The organism is Pseudomonas sp. FGI182 (assembly GCF_000511325.1).
Classification (GTDB): domain Bacteria; phylum Pseudomonadota; class Gammaproteobacteria; order Pseudomonadales; family Pseudomonadaceae; genus Aquipseudomonas; species Aquipseudomonas putida_Z.
On record NZ_CP007012.1, the window covers coordinates 287,004 to 305,400 of the forward strand.

Below are 18,397 nucleotides of genomic sequence, written 5' to 3' on the forward strand. Positions count from 1 at the left end.
GCCTTGTGTCGCGAAAGGGCCGCAAAGCGGCCCCCGGCTTTCACGCCGTCTCCACCACTTCCCTGCGCCGCACCCCAGCAACCTTCACCTCTCCCTCCCCAGTCTCCGGCGCAAAGCTGTCACTACGCGCCATCTGCCACATCCGCGCATAAAACTCGCTTTCAATCGAGCCACTGAGCAATTCGCCCGGCTTGAGGAACGTGTGCAGGTCCGAGAACAGCCCGATTTCGCTGGGGCTGATACGCCGCGCCAGGTGCTTGGGCTTGAGCTCCGAAGGGTGTTCCAGGCCTGCGGCAGCCAACATTTCGGCCAACGTATGCAGCGTGTTGCGGTGGAAGCTGGCCACCCGCTCGGCCTTGTCCGGCACCACCAGCGCGCGCTGGCGCAGCGGGTCTTGCGTGGCCACGCCGGTCGGGCATTTGTTGGTATGGCAGCTCTGCGACTGGATGCAGCCAATGGCGAACATGAAGCCGCGCGCGGAGTTGACCCAGTCCGCCCCGATGGCCAGCACGCTGGCGATGTCGAAGGCGCTGACGATCTTGCCTGCCGCGCCAATGCGGATACTGGCGCGCAGGTTCAGGCCGACCAGGGTGTTGTGCACGAACATCAGGCCCTCGCGCATCGGCACGCCCATGTTGTCGCTGAACTCGCGTGGCGCCGCACCGGTGCCGCCTTCCTTGCCATCGACGACGATGAAGTCCGGAGTGATGCCAGTGGCCAGCATGGCCTTGGCAATGCCCATGAACTCCCAAGGGTGGCCCAGGCAGAATTTGAACCCCACCGGCTTGCCGCCCGACAGCTCGCGCAGGCTGGCAACGAACTGCAGCAACTCGACCGGGGTACGGAAGGCACTGTGCGCCGCCGGCGAGATGCAATCCTCGCCCACGCGCACGCCACGGGTGGCGGCAATTTCGGGGCTGACCTTGTGCCCCGGCAGGATGCCGCCGTGGCCCGGCTTGGCGCCCTGGCTGAGCTTGATCTCGATCATCTTCACCTGCGGCGAGCGCGCCTGCTCGGCGAAGCGCTGTGGGTCGAAGCGGCCGTCCTCGGTGCGGCAGCCGAAGTAGCCACTGCCGATCTCCCAGATCAGGTCACCGCCATGTTCGCGGTGGTACGGGCTGATGCTGCCTTCGCCGGTGTCATGGGCAAAACGGCCCATGCGTGCACCGCGGTTCAGGGCAGCGATGGCGTTGGCACTGAGGGCGCCGAAGCTCATGGCCGAGATATTGAAGATCGATGCCGAGTAGGGCAGGCGGCATTGCGGCCCGCCGATGGCGATGCGGAACGATGCCGGGTCTGGCGTGGCCACTGGCAGCATGGAATGGCTGATGAACTCGAAGCCGGGCTTGTAGGCATCGTTGAGGGTGCCGAAGGCCTTCTCGGCGCTTTCGTTCTTGGCCCGGGCGTAGACCAGCGAACGCTGCGAGCGGGAGAACGGGAGCTTGTCGTCGTCGCCCTCGATCAGGTACTGGCGGATTTCCGGGCGGATGGTTTCGATCAGGTAGCGGATGTTGCCCAGGATCGGGTAGTTGCGGCGCACGGCGTGGTGGCTTTGCCGCAGGTCGTTCAGGCCGACCAGGCTGAGCAGCGCGGTGATCAGTGTCAACGGCCACAGCCAGGCATGCTGGGGTAGCAGCGGCAGGCTGGCGAAGGTGAACAGCAGGCAGAGGGCGAGGCAGGCGTAGCGGCTGGGTAGAGAATGTTTCATGGGTCCATCGCAGGCAGGATGACCGGGCATAGGATAGGCAAAGGCGGGGAGGGGAAAACCTGGGTAATCGGTAAAAGACTGTTACCTGATCGCGTATTTCCAGGCTAATGCGGTCCTTTGTAGGAGCGGCCTTGTGTCGCGAAAGGGCCGCGACGCGGCCCCGGCACTCTTTGCATCAACTCCAGGATCCGGGGCTGCTGCGCAGCCCATCGCGACACAAGGCCGCTCCTACAAGGGGGCGCGTAAAGGCTGATTGGGTAGCAACACGCTGACCCGCAACCCACCCCCCTCGCGGTTCGCCAGCAGCAACTCGCCCCCATGGCTGGCAGCAATCCGCTGGGCGATGCTCAACCCCAGCCCATACCCCCCGGACGCCTGGTTGCGCGACCCTTCACCACGCACGAACGGGTCGATGATGGTCGCCAGCAGGCCCGGAGCAATCCCCGGGCCGCGGTCATCGATATGGATGAACACCCCCGTGGTCGCCTGTTCCAGCGTGACCGAAACCTCCTTGGCATAACGCAACGCATTGACCAGCAGGTTCTGCAGGCAGCGCTGCAGCAGCAGGGCATCGACCCGCAGGCTACCCGCCTGGCCATGCACCGGCAGTGGCTCTTCGGCGGTGGCCAACTCCGCGCACTGGCGCACCACCAGCCGGTCCAGGTCTACCTGCTGCAAGTTCTGTTGCTCCCCCGCGCGCAGGTAATCGAGCACCTGGCCGATCATGTTGTCCATCTGCGCAATGTTCTGCCGCAGGCGCTGCCGGTTTTCGTCGTCCGGCAGGCGCTCCAGGCGCAGGCGCATGCGCGTCAGCGGGGTGCGCAGGTCGTGGGACACGGCGGCCAGGAAGTAGGCCTTGTCGTTGACCATCGCGATCAGCCGCTGCTGCATGGCGTTGAAGGCCTGGGCCGCCTGGCGCACTTCCTCCGGGCCATCCAGCGCCAAGGGCGGCTGCTCGAGGTTGCTGCCCAGGCCGCGCGCGGCATCGGCCAGGCGCCGCAGCGGGCGCAGGCACAGGCGCACGGCTATCAGGCACACCAGCAACACCGCGACGATGCGCAGCGCGTACACCCGCAACAGGTAATCGCTGATCAGCACCCAGGCCGACTCACCGCTCCAGCCTTGCAGTTCCTGGCCCTCGATGGTCAGCCAGTACCCATCGGCCAACGGCACCGCGAACTGCAAATGCGCCTGGGCCGTGCGCAGGCCGAACAGGCTGCGCCAGACGATCGGCTGGCCCTGTTCGTCGGTCAGCTGCACCTTCATCAGGCGCACGTCCTGGGCATGCCCCAACTCGTACTCGAGGGCCTGGTGCAGCAATAGCTCGACACGCCTGCGCCCGCGGCGCTCGTCCTGCACCGGCGTGGGCAGGGCTTCGCTGCAACGCAGTTGGTAATGCGCTGGCGCCTGCAGTGCACCGGCACGGCAGTCGGCCTGGGCGATCAACGGCGCGCTGCGTGCGGCAATCAGCCGGACAGGGGCCTCGAGAACCTGGGCAAAACGCACATCGAACCAGATGCTGCTGGACATCAACTGGATCAGCACGGTGCCGCTGACCATGATCAGCAGCAACTGGCCGAACAACGTGCGTGGCCACAGCCGGCGCAGCCAGCGCATGTCAGGTATCGGCCCCGTTGGCGGCGATGCTCAGCAAATAGCCTTCGTTGCGGATAGTGAGAATTTGCGCGGCACCCGCCGGCGCGTGGCGCAGGTGCTGGCGCAGGCGGCTGACGCACATGTCCACCGAACGGTCGTCGGGCAGGTGGTCGCGGCCGAATGCACTGCGCGTCAGCTGGTCGCGGGACACCACGCGGTTGTTGGCTTCCAGCAGTTCGCGCAGTACCCGGTAGTCGGAGCGGGGCAGGGTCAGGGTCTCGCCATCGGGGCGGGTGAGCAGGCGCTTCACGTGTTCCAGGCGGAAGCCGGCGAACAGCTGGGCATCTTCTACCGGCTCTTCGGCGGGGGCATCCAGGCGTTGCGGACGACGCAGCACGGCCTTGATCCGGGCGATCAGCTCGCGTGGCTCGAAGGGCTTGGCCAGGTAGTCATCGGCACCCACCTCCAGGCCGATGATGCGGTCCAGCGTGCTGCCCTTGGCCGACAGCATGATCACCGCCAGCCCCGGCGTGGCTTGCAGCTGGCGGCACAGGCTCAGGCCGTCTTCGCCCGGCAGCATCAGGTCCAGCACCACCAGTTCCACCTTGTGCCTGGCCAGTTGTTCGCGCATCTGCTCGCCGTCAGCCGCTGCCAGCACGTTATAGCCGGCATCTGTCAGGTAATCACAAAGAAGTTCGCGGATCTCGTCGTCATCGTCGACAACAAGCAAAGTTGTGCTCATGCAGAAAAACACCTGTTCGGTGAGGGCCGGTGGCGCTCGTTACGTTCGATTACATCCCCGTACAAGCCGGATCTGGAGCCCGGGGGGCCGATCCCTAGAATCCTAACAAAAAATCATCTGCAAATACGAAGCCTTCCCAAATGAACTCCGAGAGCACCCCGAACGCCTTCCCCTCCATCAGCCGAGGCGGCACGCGCCTCAAACCGCTGGCCCTGTTCATTGCCGTGGCCGTCAGCGGTGGCGCGATAGCTGCCGACAGCAAGCCGCTGGAACTGGAGGCCACGCAGATCGAAGACAGCGCCCTGCTGCCTGCCGACGAAGCCGGCCAGCTGGGTTACACGGTCGAAAGCACCCGCAGCTCCACCGGCCTGGCCCTGACGCCGCGCCAGACGCCGCAGTCGGTCACCACCATTACCCGCCAGCAGATGGATGACCGCGACATCCACACCATCGAGCAAGCGCTGGAAACCACCCCAGGCGTGACCGCGAGCAAGTCCGAAGTGGGCGGGCGTACCGACTACCGTGCCCGTGGTTACTCGATCAGCAACTGGAAGGTCGATGGCCTGCAGTTCCAGGGCGGCTCCGACTTCAGTGGCGGCGGCAACGCACTGAACATGGACCTGTACGAGCGCATCGACATCGTGCGCGGCGCCAACGGCCTGCTGGGCGGTACCGGCGACCCGTCGGCCACCGTCAACCTGATCCGCAAGGCACCGACCAGGACGTTCGGCGGTAGCGCCTATGCCACCTACGGCAGCTGGGACAAGCGCCGCCTGGGCGCCGACCTCAACCTGCCGCTGTCCGAAGACGGCCGCCTGCGTTCGCGCTTCGTGATGACCCAGCAGGACGCCAACTCATTCCGCGACAACCAGTCCGAGCGCTCCCGCGCCGCGCTGGCCAACTTCGAGTTCGACCTGGACGACGCCACCACCCTCGGCGCCGGCTACCAGTACGAGTACAACAAGATTGTTGGCGGTGGCTGGGGTGCGAACATCCCGATCTGGTACAGCGATGGCAGCAAGACCGACCTGCCGCGCAGCACCAACGTGGTACCCAGCTGGAGCTTTGGCGAGTACACCACCCGCACCGCGTTCGGCTCGCTGGAGCACCGCTTCGACAACGACTGGACGCTGAACCTGAAAGCCGCCCAGAGCACCGCCGAAACCCTCAACCACCGCGGCCTGGCCAAGGTCAACTCGGCGGGCCGTGGCAGCTACGGCGGCTATTGGGACCAGGATGGCAGCGGTGCCGTGCTCAACGGCTTGCACAGCTCCACCGACACCACCCAACAGTCGGCGCAGGTCGACCTGTCCGGCCCGTTCCAGCTGTTCGGCCGTACCCACCAGGCGATGGTTGGCTACAACGACAGCCGCACCGTGGCTTGGTCGCCGGAATACACCTGCACCATGGTTGGCGACGGCATGGCCAGTGCGCCTGCGCTGGGTTGCCAGTTCCGCGCCAACAACGGCTTCCCGCTGACCGACTGGCGCAATGGCGTGGATGACGACTACAACATCAGCGCCTCGCGCACCGGCCGCCACAGCAAGACCACCACCCGCCTGCAGGGCATGTACGCGGCAACCCGCCTGAGCATCACCGACCCACTTTCGGTCATCCTCGGCGTGCGCACCAGCAACTACTCGGCCACCACCCGCAGCGTGGCTGGCGCACGTACCAGCCAGGAAGAGAACGGCATCGTCACCCCGTACCTGGGCGCCGTGTACGACCTCAACGACAACTACTCGCTGTATGCCAGCTACACCGACATCTTCACCCCGCAAACCGCTGAAACCAGTAGCGGCAGCAAGGTCGAGCCGATTCGCGGGCAGAGCTACGAGACGGGAATCAAGGGTGAGTGGTTCGATGGCCGCCTGAACGCCTCGGCGGCGTACTTCCGCACCAAGCAGGAAAACAAGGCAGTGCTCGACGGCGACCTCACCACCCCGACCGGTAGTGACGCCTACAAGGCCGGTTCCGGCCAGGAAACCGACGGTATCGACCTGGAAATCGCCGGCGCCCTGACCCCCAGCTGGAACCTGTATGCCGGCTACACCTACCTGCACTTCCGCCGCGTCGACAGCGACGGCCGCAGCGACCCATCGCACCTGTTCAAGGCCTCGACCACCTACCGCCTTTCCGGCCCGCTCGACCGCCTGACCCTGGGCGCCGGGGTGACTGCGCAGAGCAACATCCGCGCAATCTCCAGCCCGGCGGGCCAGCCGAGCAATGGTGTGAGCAACGGTGCCACTGATGTGAATTGGTCCGGTTATGCCATCTGGAATGCCATGGCCAAGTACCAGCTGACCGACGACACCAGCGTCAGCCTTAACGCCAATAACCTGTTCGACAAGCACTACTACACCCGCTACGGGTTCTATGCCGGGGCGATTTATGGTGACCCACGCAACCTGTCGCTGACGGTCAGCACAGCGTTCTGATCTGGCTGGCGCAGCCAGGTGTAGGAGCGGCCTTGTGTCGCGAAAGGGCTGCGCAGCAGCCCCAGAATTTCGGCGTAAATGCACAAGTTGCCGGGGCTGCTGCGCAGCCCTTTCGCGACACAAGGCCGCTCCTACAAGGGACTGCGTAAAGCTCACTTGGGCCTTGTGTCCTGCTCTTGTTCAATCGGCTTCTCCAGCCGGTCCTCGAAACTGTCCCAGTCCTCACCAAACAGTTCCACCGGGTGCATGGTCCGACTCGCCCCATTGCCACAGGCCAGTGACTTGGCCGGGCAGTACAGGTCGCAGCCCCAGCAGATGCGCTCCGGGTGGCTGGGGTTTGTGGGGAATTTCTTGGCCATGGTCAGCTTCCCTCAGGACTATGTGCCCAACCTATACCTCGGCCCGCTACTCAGCTTGATCGACATCAATATCCAGGTGACCCTCAGCGGAGCGTATATTCCGGATCCAGATATCTGCTTTACAGATATCTGGATCCGGAATAATCTGTAGGCACCTTGGTACGCCGGGACAACACAATGCGGGTGATAACGAAAGCGGCGGTTACCAAAGCCATCGAAGCTCACGCCCAGTGGAAAGCCCCCCTGAGCCTGTGGCTCACGACCTTTGATAGGGCGACGCTGCGCTTCGAGTCTTTTGAGCAGCTAAGGAATACGTGGTCTACCGCCTTTAGCTGGAACGTTGACCGCATTCCTTGTTCAAAACTCAGGCCCTCCAGCCGAAAAGGGCCGCTTGATGTCTATGTGTTCGATATCAAGAAAAACGAATGCCGTCTGATCGCATGGCTCAACACACGAACGGGCACCCTCTATATCAAAGCCATTCTGTCGCACGCGGAGTACGACAAGTGGTGCAAGAGCGATGTCAGGTAGCCGCCTGGCACTTGCCCAAAACCTACCGATTCGACAGGTGACAACCATGAAGCGGGATAAAATCGAAGCCAATGGACTAGATGCCTTCATCGCTAATATCTCACCCATGCTGGATGGCCTGAACGCCCAGATGGCAACCATGGCCCAGCTTCTTGCTGCCTGCCATGACCCTATCAAGGACGATGCAGAGCTCCAGGCGCGGATGGCATTGATCGATGAGCTCTACTCGCATGCCGACAGCGAAAGTCACGCAGCAGCGCGCTTTGCGGAGATGGTGGCGGATCGTGTCTACGAGTATGAGAGTGAGTCGGTACTCGTGCCGTTTGCGAGCCAGGCCGAAGCGTTGGCCTTCCTGCTGTCGGACAGGGGCGTGAAGCAGAAGGACCTTGCCTCGATAGCAACTCAGAGCGCGGTTTCAGAGATTTTGAACAACAAGCGGAAGATGACGGTTGCCCAGATAAAGGGCTTTGCTGAGTTTTTCAGCGTACCGGTTGAGTTTTTCATGCATGGGGTGGTTTGAAATTGGTAGGGGCGCTGGGATCGCTGGGCACAGAAGGCAAAAAAGGCTCACCTTTCGGTGAGCTTTTTTTGATACGGCGCCAGGAGTCAAAAATATTCATGACTACATGATTTATAAGCGTGATCCGTTCATATCTTTCACATGCGAACGCTGCTCGTGACTCGTGGAGGCCTTTAAGATTCTGTGTATGAAGGATGTCCCGCGCCGGGCGGAGACTTCCTGCAAAACGTTCAAGTAGCTTTCATTTGGCGCAATCAAGTTGCGGCTACCCAGAGGCGACACCTGATCCGCCAATGCAAGCGCATCAAGTACGTAGTCATCAACCGAAATCCAACGTGGCGCCGAGGTGCCGGAGCGGCCACCTTTCGTACCGTGTTGGATAGATCAGTGGTGAGGGGGACGCGTTGCCAACTGGGAATAGCCGTTCGGCAGATGATGGGCATCTACGAAGTGCCGGGTTTGCAGGTCTAGTACCAGGCTCATCAGGCTGGATACGGGCTCAGCCACGCCCCAGGTAGCAGCAACCTTGTCGTAACGGTTTACCGCTTGCGCCTTTTCTACCTGTTTGCCATTCAGATCTTGAGCCAGGTCCTTCCAGCGGGTGACCAGCTTCTTCATTTGCTCGGCTTGTTCCGGCTTCATGCATGGAAAACGGCGAAGCCGGTCAACCAGATACATCAGGCGCCGCTTCCTTACGGGGGCGAGCCTTGGCATGCTCAAGCGATTTTCCAGTGCTTCGCGCATATCCTCGTTTCTATACCAGAAGAGGAGAGCGAAAGTCTCGGCAACGGCCTTGTCGAGCTTGTCCAGCGAGGTTTTTGTAGCTTGAACGACCAGGTGCTCAAGTGCCTGACGGGCATGTTGATCAGAGGGGGGGGCATGTCAGAGGACACAAGCGCCCAGAGTTTTTCTAGCGAGTAATCGAGCGGGGAGGTGTCGCAATGGGCCCCATGCGCCGTATTCGAGGGCACAGTCATCGCCTCACTGGTATCACTGGCCCCACTCTCGCGCTTCATCGAGAATCAATCATTTGCAAGCTCGGATTTTCGGGATTGGGTTACGTTCAGCCTGACCGCAGCATCATGCTGCTTGAGGCCCATTTTCTTGATGCAGTCCGTGATGAAAATGGACAGGTCCATTTTCAAGGCCATTTTGCTGGCTGTGTCTGCATCGTGGGTGGCGTGGAAAGGGCTTTCGTGGAATTGAAGCGCCATCGGCTTGCCTCAGCGGGAATATCTAAAATTTACGATAAAGCGTGGCGGGGCCAGGTGGGCGAGTCAAAGCGTTTATGTTGGAAGACGTGTCTGGTCTCTGGCTGCGCTCTTCTTTGGAATCGCTGGGGGCCGCTGCGCAGCCCATCGCAGGCAAGCCAGCTCCTACACCGAGCGCATCGACCTCAAGGCCGAGGCTGATGTGGTTGGGCGACCCTGAAAACAAAAAAGGCCCACCTTTCGGTGAGCCTTTTTTGATACTGCGTATGGTGCGGCACCAGGAGTCGAATTACATCATAAGATATTGTTTTTTATGATTTTTTAAAATATGTGAAACTCTTCTATCCCTAAGATTACCCTCTCATGAGCATTAGACCAGTTTAAAAAATCTAAAAGGTGGGCAGAGGAGGTCGTCTACAGCGGACGCTAATGACATAAGCTTCCCCTTCGGCACTGTTCCCAAGTCCTACTGATTGGGATTATTTTCATTACTATCAAATGACACGGACGCTCTTCTATGGCACCGCAAAGAAACCATGGCGATACCGGAGTTGACGACGCTGTGGCAGATGAGAGTGGAGGAGGTGCCGCCTCACTCGCCGGTTACGAGTATCAGATTGACGTTTCGGTATGGCTAGCGCTCGACTTGATTCTGATCTCGCGGCAGGCTGAAGACCTCGTTCTGGAGCCTGCAAGCCAGGAAGATTTGGAGGCCACGCTTACTGATCCAGAGCCTGGGCGGCTCGTTAGTCGTGTGCCAATGACGGGTTATACGCTTATCGTTCAAGCGAAGCGTCGCGGGGGGGATGCCTGGACTCCTACAACGCTCAAGACCCTGCTCGAACACGGTAGTGACCAACGGATATCGGCTGCAGATCGGCTCAAGGACGCCAACTCCCGGTATCTTCTAGTCACCAGTGCCGGTGTCAATGGCGATGCGCAAAAACTCAAACGGCGGCGAGCAGGAACGTGGCCCAAGCCCAGCGCGCTGCCGCGAGTCATCGCCGATGGTATCGGTCATGACATCTCTGGTCGCCTGTCAGTCATCGCGAATCAGGACGACGAGCGCCTGCGCGGGGATATTGATCGCCTGCTCACCGAGGGCTGCCGTGTACCCAATTCTCAGCTGGGTGCGTGCCGCACCAGGCTACGCGAGGACGCGCGTGCACGTATCGCTCGGGCGGGTGGAGGTCGCTGGAGTCGTGCGGAACTCGAAGCGGTTATCCGTATACACGAAGGTTATCTAGCCAGCTCACCCGAGCTCGAACATTACGTCCATCCTAACAACTGGGGCGATCTGCAAGCCGCAATGAAAAAGGGATCTGCTGCGATCATCATCGGCCAGTCCGGCACGGGGAAAACGCTCGCGACCCAGATGCTTTACGATGAGTTACGCAAGGAAAACCCTGGTTTGACGCGTGTATTAATCAGGCTCGGACCCTCCCAACTACGCGACGATACGACCCCCCCGCCCGTCCTCTATGACATTGAGGATCCATGGGGACGATTCGATTTCGACCCGGACAGCCGTCCATGGAATGATCAGTTGGGGGATTTCCTCGCTGCCGCTAGACCCGACCGAATGATCATCGCTACTTCGAGACTGGACGTGGCATATGCTTCAGGTGCTTTCGGAACGATTAAACCTTGGGTCGTTGGGCTGGAAGCCGAGAATTATGGTAAAGCGGAGCGACATCGCCTCTACAGCAGTCGGATCGACAGCTTGCCGCGCGATATGCAGACTCTTGCTCGTACGTCCGAGAACTTAGTGCTCGAAAGGCTGGCGACACCGCTTGAGATCCAGAAATTCTTCGATGCGATGCGTACGCAGGATCGCGATGGCCTCAAAAATCCACCTGGTTTTGTGACTGCAGCCATCGATCATGCGCACCAGAATTCGATCGAGCAGACTGTCATTGAACAGATTGAGAAGAGGGATGACGTTTGCGCTGCGGCTATTATCTGGGCACTTCTCGCCGCGAACGATAAGGTTACACGCACGCTACTTCGCGAGATCGAGGATGGCCTAGCCGACATGGATACGGCGATGGAGGACGATGTGTCCCCTCTTGTTGATTTCTTCGTCGCCGCACGCAATCTGCGCCAGAATGGCGGAGGAATCATTACCTATTACCATCCGCGCGTCGAAGCGGGTATTACGCGAACGCTCAAGAAACATCGGCAAGTCGTCCGCAAAACACTGCGCCGACTGATCGAGCTTCTTGTTTCAGAGTTGGGACCAGGCGCTGAGTGGGGCGCGGGCGCTGCCGCGCGCATGCTTGCACGCACGCGCGAGCAGTTCGGGGTTAAGCCAAGTAATGATGTCGTTGCCAAGATTGATGCCTGGCTGGAAGCGAAGCTTGCCAAAGGCGGAAAGGAGTTCAATGCTCATCTTGAACTTGCTGCTCGCTCTGGTTCTGTAGCAAGCAACGGTGCCGAAATGGCTCGTTTTTTACTGCATCGTCCCGATAAAACCTTTCCGGGCCTGGATACTTGGGGAGATCCAGAGCGGAGCTCTGAGTGGTATCATATGCGTGCGAGCGCTCCTTCGACTAAACCGCTCATTGAGTCTTTCATTCGGATGATTTTGCCGAAAGATCGTGCTTATTACCCTACGTCGTTTGTGGATGACCTTGGTCGACTTTCTTCTGGGTTGGAGGAAGCATTTTTCGATGCGGCATGCGTGGTTGTCCACCATGGTTGCATTGCCACCGACAATGTCATCGCGCACGGGGCGCTAAATGATATATGTCGCTTCGAAGCGGTTATAGATATGGCTGTCGACGTGCTAACTCCGAGGGAAAAGGATTTACAGGAAAGGGCCGAAACGCGCCTCGACATTATCAACGATGTTTACAGCGATGACTATGCACAGCATCTCATGGAAGATGACCACGGTTACACCGCCAGCGAGTTCTTAAAGGTCTATATTGAGCGCGTGCGCAAGGAAAAAGGCTGGCAACATATTGTCCAACACCCGCACAACAATCAGCTGCGATGCTATTGGCTCCGTGCTCTTGCTGAAGAGGCACGCGAAGGTCGGGTTGATGCTGTCGAGTTCGCGGGTGCGTTTCAGTCAGGTTATGGTACTAAGGATGAGGAGGATCTTTGGCTAGCACTCCTAAAAGGGTGGGAACCTAAATATGGTGGGGCGCTCGAGACTCGAGTGCGTCAAGGGGCATCAGACGTTAGCATCGAGCGTGCAGCGCTTGCTTGCTTGATTAAGTATGATCTCGATGCTTTTTCCTCGATTGTGGTTGACCTTGTCGAGCAAGGGATGGAAGGACGCTTGGTCGAGATCAGTCGCGGAATCGCTTATCTCAGTCGCGGTCGCGTACTCGACGGTGAGAAGTATACGAATGTTGCTGAAGTCGCCGCTGCGCGGTTACCTCAGCCTTTCGGTGAGATTTGCAGCGCTGAGATCGCTTTGGTCGACAAAGAACTCCCTCTACTATCTGATGTCGCGCAGCAAGCTCTCGCAGCGATTCTCAATGCGGGTGATCAGGTGCGCGCGCTCCGGCTTGAGCTTGACGCGAGCATAACGCTTCCGGTTGAGGACGACATTCGCTGGGCGCTTGAATTTAGCGATGACTCCCATACCGTCGTTTTAGCAGTGGAGGCCGCGATCCGTCATGGGTTGACCGAAGAGGTGGAAGCGGCGCTTGATCACCGTTTCGCCCATGCTGTCGCTCGCGCAATTACGGCGCGCGCTGCCTCAGTCGCCACGCCGTTGCCTGAGCGTTTGCTGGCCTTTGCCACTCACCGCGCAAGCCCTGTCCGAAAGGCGCTTGTAGATGCTCTCAGAACTAAGCCGGATCCCGCACACCAGACGGCATTGATCTGCCTTGCAGGCGACCAATGGTCTAAACAAACGATGCACCACGGTAACGATACTGACGATTATCCGATCGCGCAGGCAGCAATCGCCTCGCTCCTGGATTTTAGCCTCCTTGACGACCAAGACCAAGAAGACCTATTTGCCATTGCGATCGACACTTCGGATCCAGAAGTACGAGATGACATCTTCCTGTTGCTAGCGAAATCCGGCGTGACGATGCAAAAAAAGCTTTTTGACCTTGCGGTACAACGGCGCCGGATACGGCCACGGATACGGTCATCTGCTGCTTATGCGCTTCTTCTTACTGGAGAGCAGCTTGATCAGCAGTTAGTCGACGAAATATCGGCACGACACATCACCACTTGCTATGAGCCGGTGTCAGGTGTTCTCTCCGTGCTTCTGGGCGCGCGTGGAGCTATTCCCACTGTAAAAGCGGTGGCGGAAGAAATCGCAACCGACTCCATGCGTCGAGTCCTTTTGCTACTCGTGGCTTGGTCTCTCAATGACCGTAGTCAACTAGTAGCCCAGGAGATAGCGCAGCTGCTACCAGCAGCTCACAAGGCCGTAGCTTGGGCATTGGGGACCATGGCCACAAAAATTGACGACGCGACAATTGCTGATCTTGGAGATCCGGCAACCTGCGCTGAAGTTCTAAGATACATGGAGTTGAAAGGGAACTGATTGATTTGTTCTGGTTTATTTTTAGCTATAGCCGGATGATGGTGCAGAGGCAATTCTTGATCCTTGCATAGAGCAAAGCCGCCCGTAGGCGGCTTCAATAAAAACGCAGTTGAGTTTGCTTCACCGTCTGCGCCGGATCCAAAGTCCTGACAACTCTCACTGATGAAGAATCGATTTTTAAGCTGGAGCCAGTCTCTACCTTAAAAAGTAACTACCAGCGCTTAAGAATGGTCGGGGGGAATCCCCTGGAGAAGGTGCGCCGACTCAAGTTCTACGAGACGGAAATGGCGTACACGAAGAAAGGCGAGATACCGTCTCTGCTCAGTGCTTTGGACGGGATCTCGGGCAAGGCAGGGGGGCGAGGGCGTGCCTGGCAACCGGCGCCCGTTGGTCTGAGGCTGAAGGGTTGACAGCGAAGCAGGTCCGGGGCAACGGGTCAGCTACCACCGGAACAAGAACTCCAAAAGCAGAGTGGTGCCGATTATTCTCCGAGATAGTGTGGAGGTTTGGTGTCCTCTTTACTTGTGGCAAAATGCCATCCATGAGCTATATTAGGTCATTTGTTCCGCCAAAATGGGCTGTTCATGAAGGTCGCATCTATTCTAGTAAGTACGTGAGTCAAGCCTGCACGCGGGGCTCCCGACATTGATAAATTGGAAAATTAGGTTCTAAGTTTTTCTCGAAATGGATGTATGAGATAAAGTATGAAAATAACTAAAATTTCTGCTGTTAATTTCCGGGCACTCCAGAATGTGACACTCGATCTGCGGGATAGTCTATCGCTGCTTATTGGTAGGAATAATAGCGGCAAAACTTCATTGCTTGTATTGTTTGAGAAGTTTTATGAGCCTGGGATGTCGTTCAATTATCATGATTTTCCGTTAGCGGTGCGTAAAGATTTAGCGGCAATTGACCACAAAACTGATGTATTGCCGTTATCGATAAGCATGAAGGTCGAGATTGAATATATTGAAACAGATAGTTTAAGGCATCTGTCAGAGTTTATGTTGGATCTTGATAGTAGCAATAACAATGTAAAAATTTTGTTTGAGTGTGTTGTAAATAAGGACTTGTTGCTGAGGGATATTGAGCAGTTCGATGGGGAGCGAGAAAGGTTTTTGAGAAAAAACCTGGATAAGTATTTGCAGGTCAACGTATACGCATATGCCGATGAAGAAGATCTTTTACTTGAAAACCGAAGTAGGTTAGTAAAAAAAGAAATAGCCACGGTTAGAGATCTGATAAACTTTCAGATAATTCATGCTAGACGAGATGTTGCTAGTAGCGAGGGCGGAAAGAAAATGCTCTCTAAGTTGACTACGCAATATTTCAATAAAGCAAACAAGAATGTAACAGATTTCGATCCGATCAATAACTTGCTTCTTAAAATCGATGAGAGCCTTGAAAGTAGCTATAAGGATTTCTTCGAGCCTTTCCTGAAAACCTCAAAGGCATTCCTGGGGATTGAAGATATTAAGGTCGTATCTAATCTCGAGTCCAATGAAGTGCTGGAGAATAGTTCTCAAGTAGTTTACGGGGATCGCTCTGAGTATCTTCCGGAAACATTCAACGGCCTAGGGCATATGAATATTCTTTATCTCTTGTTAAGCGTAGAGATTAAGAAGGAGTCATTTGCCAAGACAGGTAAAAATATAAATCTTTTGTTCATAGAGGAGCCTGAGGCGCATACGCACCCTCAGATGCAATATGTTTTTGCTAATCAAATAAAAAGCATATTGAACGAGATTGAGAATATTCAGGCGGTAATCACTACTCATTCGTCTCACATTGTATCTCAATGCGATTTCAAAGACATTAGATATTTGCAGAACTTAGATGGCTGTACAAAGGTGAAGAATTTCTATTCGGAATTGAAAGCCAAATATGGTAAAGACGAAGATTCATTTAAGTTTCTAGAGCAGTATCTGACCCTGAACTCTTGTGAGCTTTTCTTTGCAAGCAAGGTTATATTTATTGAGGGGGTTACGGAGCGAATGTTGTGGCCGTACTTCGTGGAGTTGTTTGATAAATCGAAAAATCAAAGTAAGGATCATATTTCGTTGTTCTCCCAGAATGTCACAATTCTGGAAGTCGGTGCTAATGCTAAGGCATTCAAGCATTTCCTTGATTTTTTAGAAATTAAGACTCTGGTCATAACTGATATCGATACAACGAAAAAGACTGTTGATACTTCCAAGGTAAAACCAAAAACTATCTATCCATCATTTAAAGTTTTAGGTGCGGATCATACCAGTAACGCTACGCTGAAACACTATTATGAAGCGCCCGACTTCTCTGAAGAGGCTAAGTTTTCAAGCTGGTTTGAAAAGTTAGTCGAACACAAACTTAAGCATTCGTACCCGAAAATCCATATTGCTTATCAGAAACAAGAAGAAGGGTACCACGCTAGGAGTTTTGAGGATGCCTTTGTGCACCTAAATAGGGACGTAATAAAAAAGAAAATCGATAAAATAAATGGGCTAAAAAATACACACGAATTTGATGGCGCGCTTGATGCGTATGATCTGATTGAAAAAGTTTTAGATAAGAAGTCAGCGTTCGCTTCTTCTCTATTGTACCTAGCACTGACAGATGATGAAGTCACTTGGCGTATACCTGCTTATATCGTGGAGGCATTAGAATGGATATCGGAATGACTCCCCTTGAGAGTATCGTATCTTGCTTGGAAAGAGGTGAAAGCTTTGTCCTGCAAGGAGGCGCTGGAAGTGGGAAAACTGAAACCCTGAAAACTTTGTTGGATCATATATCTAAACATATGCCGGAAAAAAGAGTGGCATGTATAACTCACACAAATTTGGCTGCAGATGAAATTAAGGCTCGCGCAGGAGAGTTGCACGCTATTAGCACGATTCATTCGTTTCTCAACGGGATTATCAACTCCTTTCGCATAGATTTGCATAAAGTAATACATGAGCTTTTCCTATTGACAGAATTTAGAGTAGGGCAAGCCATGGAAGACGAAAAGGAGTATAAGAAACGCGAGCATGAACGTTATAAAAAGGCCTACGGAAAATATGCAGATAAGGCATACCACATCCTCAAGATTAAAGAGGACAAGGTCTTGGGGAAGCCAATGTATGACAAAGATCCGCAAGCGGCAAATGCTGTATTAAATGAGAAAATAAAGCAGCTTAACATAAGTGTGCTTGAACACATTAAGAAAACCTCACCTCAAAAGGTTCGTTATAACGAAACTGCATTCGATAGCTTTCGCGATCTAAGCTTTGGTCATGACGGGCTTGTTAAGTTATCTGTCTCGTTGATGTGTGAAAGAAAAAAATTAAGAAAAATATTGGCCGATAAGTATGATTATATATTCGTCGATGAGTATCAAGATACTTCTCCTGATATAGTCAAGGCGTTTCTTGATTTTGTGGTAAAAGATCAAGATATAGTATTTGGGTTCTTTGGTGACTCGATGCAGGGTATATATGAGGATGGTGTCGGAGACTTAGATTGTTATGTACAAGCAAAAGCGATAAAAAAAATAAACAAAGAGGATAATTACAGATGCTCGGAGCAGGTAGTCAAGATCATTAACAACCTCAGGGACGATGAACTGGAACAAAATGTTGCATTCAAAACTCGGGAGAATGGAGATTTAGAAACACTGGCGGACCGCCAGGGTAGGGTCAAGCTCGTTTATTCAGTTTGCGACGATAAGCCTACCCAGCACAGTCCACGCGAAGACAAGGAGTTATACCTTAAAAAGCTTAATAAATTGATTGAAGTGGCGCGTGGTATCGATAGCTATAAAATGTTGATGCTGACAAATAAGGCTGTTGCTTCTGAGGCGGGGTTCAGTCAATTGTATGAGATATTTAACTCCAGGTTTGGACAGGCAACAAATGAGAATTTAGAAAAATTGTTGGCAATATGCCATTTTGCTGAGTTATATGAGCTGTACGAAGATTATGAAAATAAAAGATATGCAAAGGTCATCCGTTTCGTAAAAAAATCTGGCTTCGTGTTGGATTCGGTTTTTCACAAAGATGAATTGTTGGCCGCGTTCAAAGGTGTTTTTGAATTGAACTCTCCAGCGCATCTTGCAATACATGAAGCGTTTAAATTGAAGCTGCTGAAGCAGTCGGATTCATATGAACGGTTCATGAGAAGAAGAGAAGAATTTTTCGAAGGTATTAAGGGGAATCCAAGATACGCCGCTTTCAAAGATCAATATGTATCCGGGTTTGATAGCCTTAGCAAGTTAAGTAAAACTGGATTTGATATTGATGAGTATGAGTTTGGAGATTTAGAGCGTGATGTAAGGCGAGAGCTGTTTTATAATGAATATTTTGGAGGGAAAATAACCCTGGGCGAAGTGTTTAAGTACTATGATTATTTGTCGGAGAAAACTAATTTCATAACTATGCACAAAACGAAAGGTTCGGGGATCGAAAACGTTTTGGTGGTAGCAGATGAGTTTTTTTGGAGGGATTATAAGTTTGGTAATGTTTTTTCGCAGGGGAATGTAACTTCCGAGAATAGAAAGATTATGTATGTTGCGTGCTCTAGAGCTATCAAGAATTTGACGTGTGTGCGGATAATGAGCACTGAAGAATCCTCAAGTATTAAAGATTATTTCAATGAGATAGAATATGTGCATTTGGATTGATTTTCACGGGGATATTTAGCTTCCCGCTTAAGTATATCGGATTTGCTGGATGTTTGGATTTCGTTGCGAAGGCAGCCAAGCCTTGCTCTGTATTGATAGTGTTGTGCATATATGGCTTTTAGATTTGTGTGGGTGAT

At 54.8% G+C, this 18,397-nt stretch carries 11 protein-coding genes and 2 pseudogenes; 6 read left to right on the forward strand and 7 right to left on the reverse strand.

Going from position 1 to position 18,397, the window contains the following annotated elements:
• Positions 1–40: 40 nt before the first annotated feature.
• From C163_RS01250 to C163_RS01260, 3 genes are all read right to left on the reverse strand, one after another.
• Positions 41–1,708, reverse strand: coding sequence for an FMN-binding glutamate synthase family protein (locus tag C163_RS01250; RefSeq protein ID WP_025337345.1), 1,668 nt, complete (start codon positions 1,706–1,708; stop codon positions 41–43).
• Positions 1,709–1,936: 228 nt separating this feature from the next.
• Complete coding sequence (locus tag C163_RS01255; RefSeq protein WP_025337346.1) at positions 1,937–3,325, reverse strand: ATP-binding protein; 1,389 nt, start codon at positions 3,323–3,325, stop codon at positions 1,937–1,939.
• A 1-nt stretch (position 3,326) separates the two neighbouring features.
• Entirely contained in the window at positions 3,327–4,046 is a 720-nt protein-coding gene (locus C163_RS01260; RefSeq protein WP_025337347.1) for a response regulator, read from the reverse strand.
• A 140-nt stretch (positions 4,047–4,186) separates the two neighbouring features.
• Here C163_RS01260 and C163_RS01265 point away from each other — a divergent pair, with 140 nt between their 5' ends.
• Complete coding sequence (locus C163_RS01265; RefSeq protein ID WP_025337348.1) at positions 4,187–6,484, forward strand: TonB-dependent siderophore receptor; 2,298 nt, start codon at positions 4,187–4,189, stop codon at positions 6,482–6,484.
• Positions 6,485–6,636: 152 nt separating this feature from the next.
• Here the strand turns inward: C163_RS01265 and C163_RS01270 are convergent, their stop codons facing one another.
• Positions 6,637–6,843, reverse strand: a complete 207-nt coding sequence (locus tag C163_RS01270) for a DUF3079 domain-containing protein (protein ID WP_025337349.1) — start codon at positions 6,841–6,843, stop codon at positions 6,637–6,639.
• A gap of 177 nt (positions 6,844–7,020) precedes the next feature.
• Here C163_RS01270 and C163_RS01275 point away from each other — a divergent pair, with 177 nt between their 5' ends.
• Positions 7,021–7,374, forward strand: coding sequence for a type II toxin-antitoxin system HigB family toxin (locus C163_RS01275; protein WP_081742214.1), 354 nt, complete (start codon positions 7,021–7,023; stop codon positions 7,372–7,374).
• A gap of 46 nt (positions 7,375–7,420) precedes the next feature.
• Positions 7,421–7,894 carry a type II toxin-antitoxin system HigA family antitoxin gene (locus C163_RS01280; RefSeq protein WP_025337351.1) on the forward strand — a complete coding sequence of 158 codons (474 nt, stop codon included), beginning with the start codon at positions 7,421–7,423 and terminating at the stop codon, positions 7,892–7,894.
• Positions 7,895–8,012: 118 nt separating this feature from the next.
• On the opposite strand, the pseudogene C163_RS27430 reads toward C163_RS01280, so the two are convergent.
• The 3 genes and pseudogenes from C163_RS27430 to C163_RS01290 form a co-directional block, all read right to left on the reverse strand.
• A pseudogene (locus C163_RS27430) lies at positions 8,013–8,278 on the reverse strand (integrase); the annotation flags it as partial.
• The gene (locus tag C163_RS26070) at positions 8,279–8,638 is read right to left on the reverse strand and encodes a hypothetical protein (protein ID WP_256220385.1); all 360 of its coding nucleotides are present in this window, start codon (positions 8,636–8,638) and stop codon (positions 8,279–8,281) included. It lies immediately after the preceding pseudogene.
• A 284-nt stretch (positions 8,639–8,922) separates the two neighbouring features.
• Positions 8,923–9,108, reverse strand: a pseudogene (locus tag C163_RS01290) (XRE family transcriptional regulator); the annotation flags it as partial.
• Between the two features lie 514 nt (positions 9,109–9,622).
• On the opposite strand from C163_RS01290, the gene C163_RS01295 reads away from it, so the two are divergent.
• From C163_RS01295 to C163_RS01310, 3 genes are all read left to right on the forward strand, one after another.
• Entirely contained in the window at positions 9,623–13,624 is a 4,002-nt protein-coding gene (locus C163_RS01295; RefSeq protein ID WP_025337353.1) for a hypothetical protein, read from the forward strand.
• Positions 13,625–14,328: 704 nt separating this feature from the next.
• Positions 14,329–16,281 (forward strand): ATP-dependent endonuclease, encoded by a 1,953-nt coding sequence (locus C163_RS01305; protein ID WP_025337355.1) that lies wholly within the window; start codon positions 14,329–14,331, stop codon positions 16,279–16,281.
• Positions 16,266–18,260 carry a UvrD-helicase domain-containing protein gene (locus tag C163_RS01310; protein ID WP_025337356.1) on the forward strand — a complete coding sequence of 665 codons (1,995 nt, stop codon included), beginning with the start codon at positions 16,266–16,268 and terminating at the stop codon, positions 18,258–18,260. Before C163_RS01305 ends, C163_RS01310 begins: the two co-directional genes overlap by 16 nt.
• The last annotated feature ends 137 nt before the right edge of the window (positions 18,261–18,397 follow it).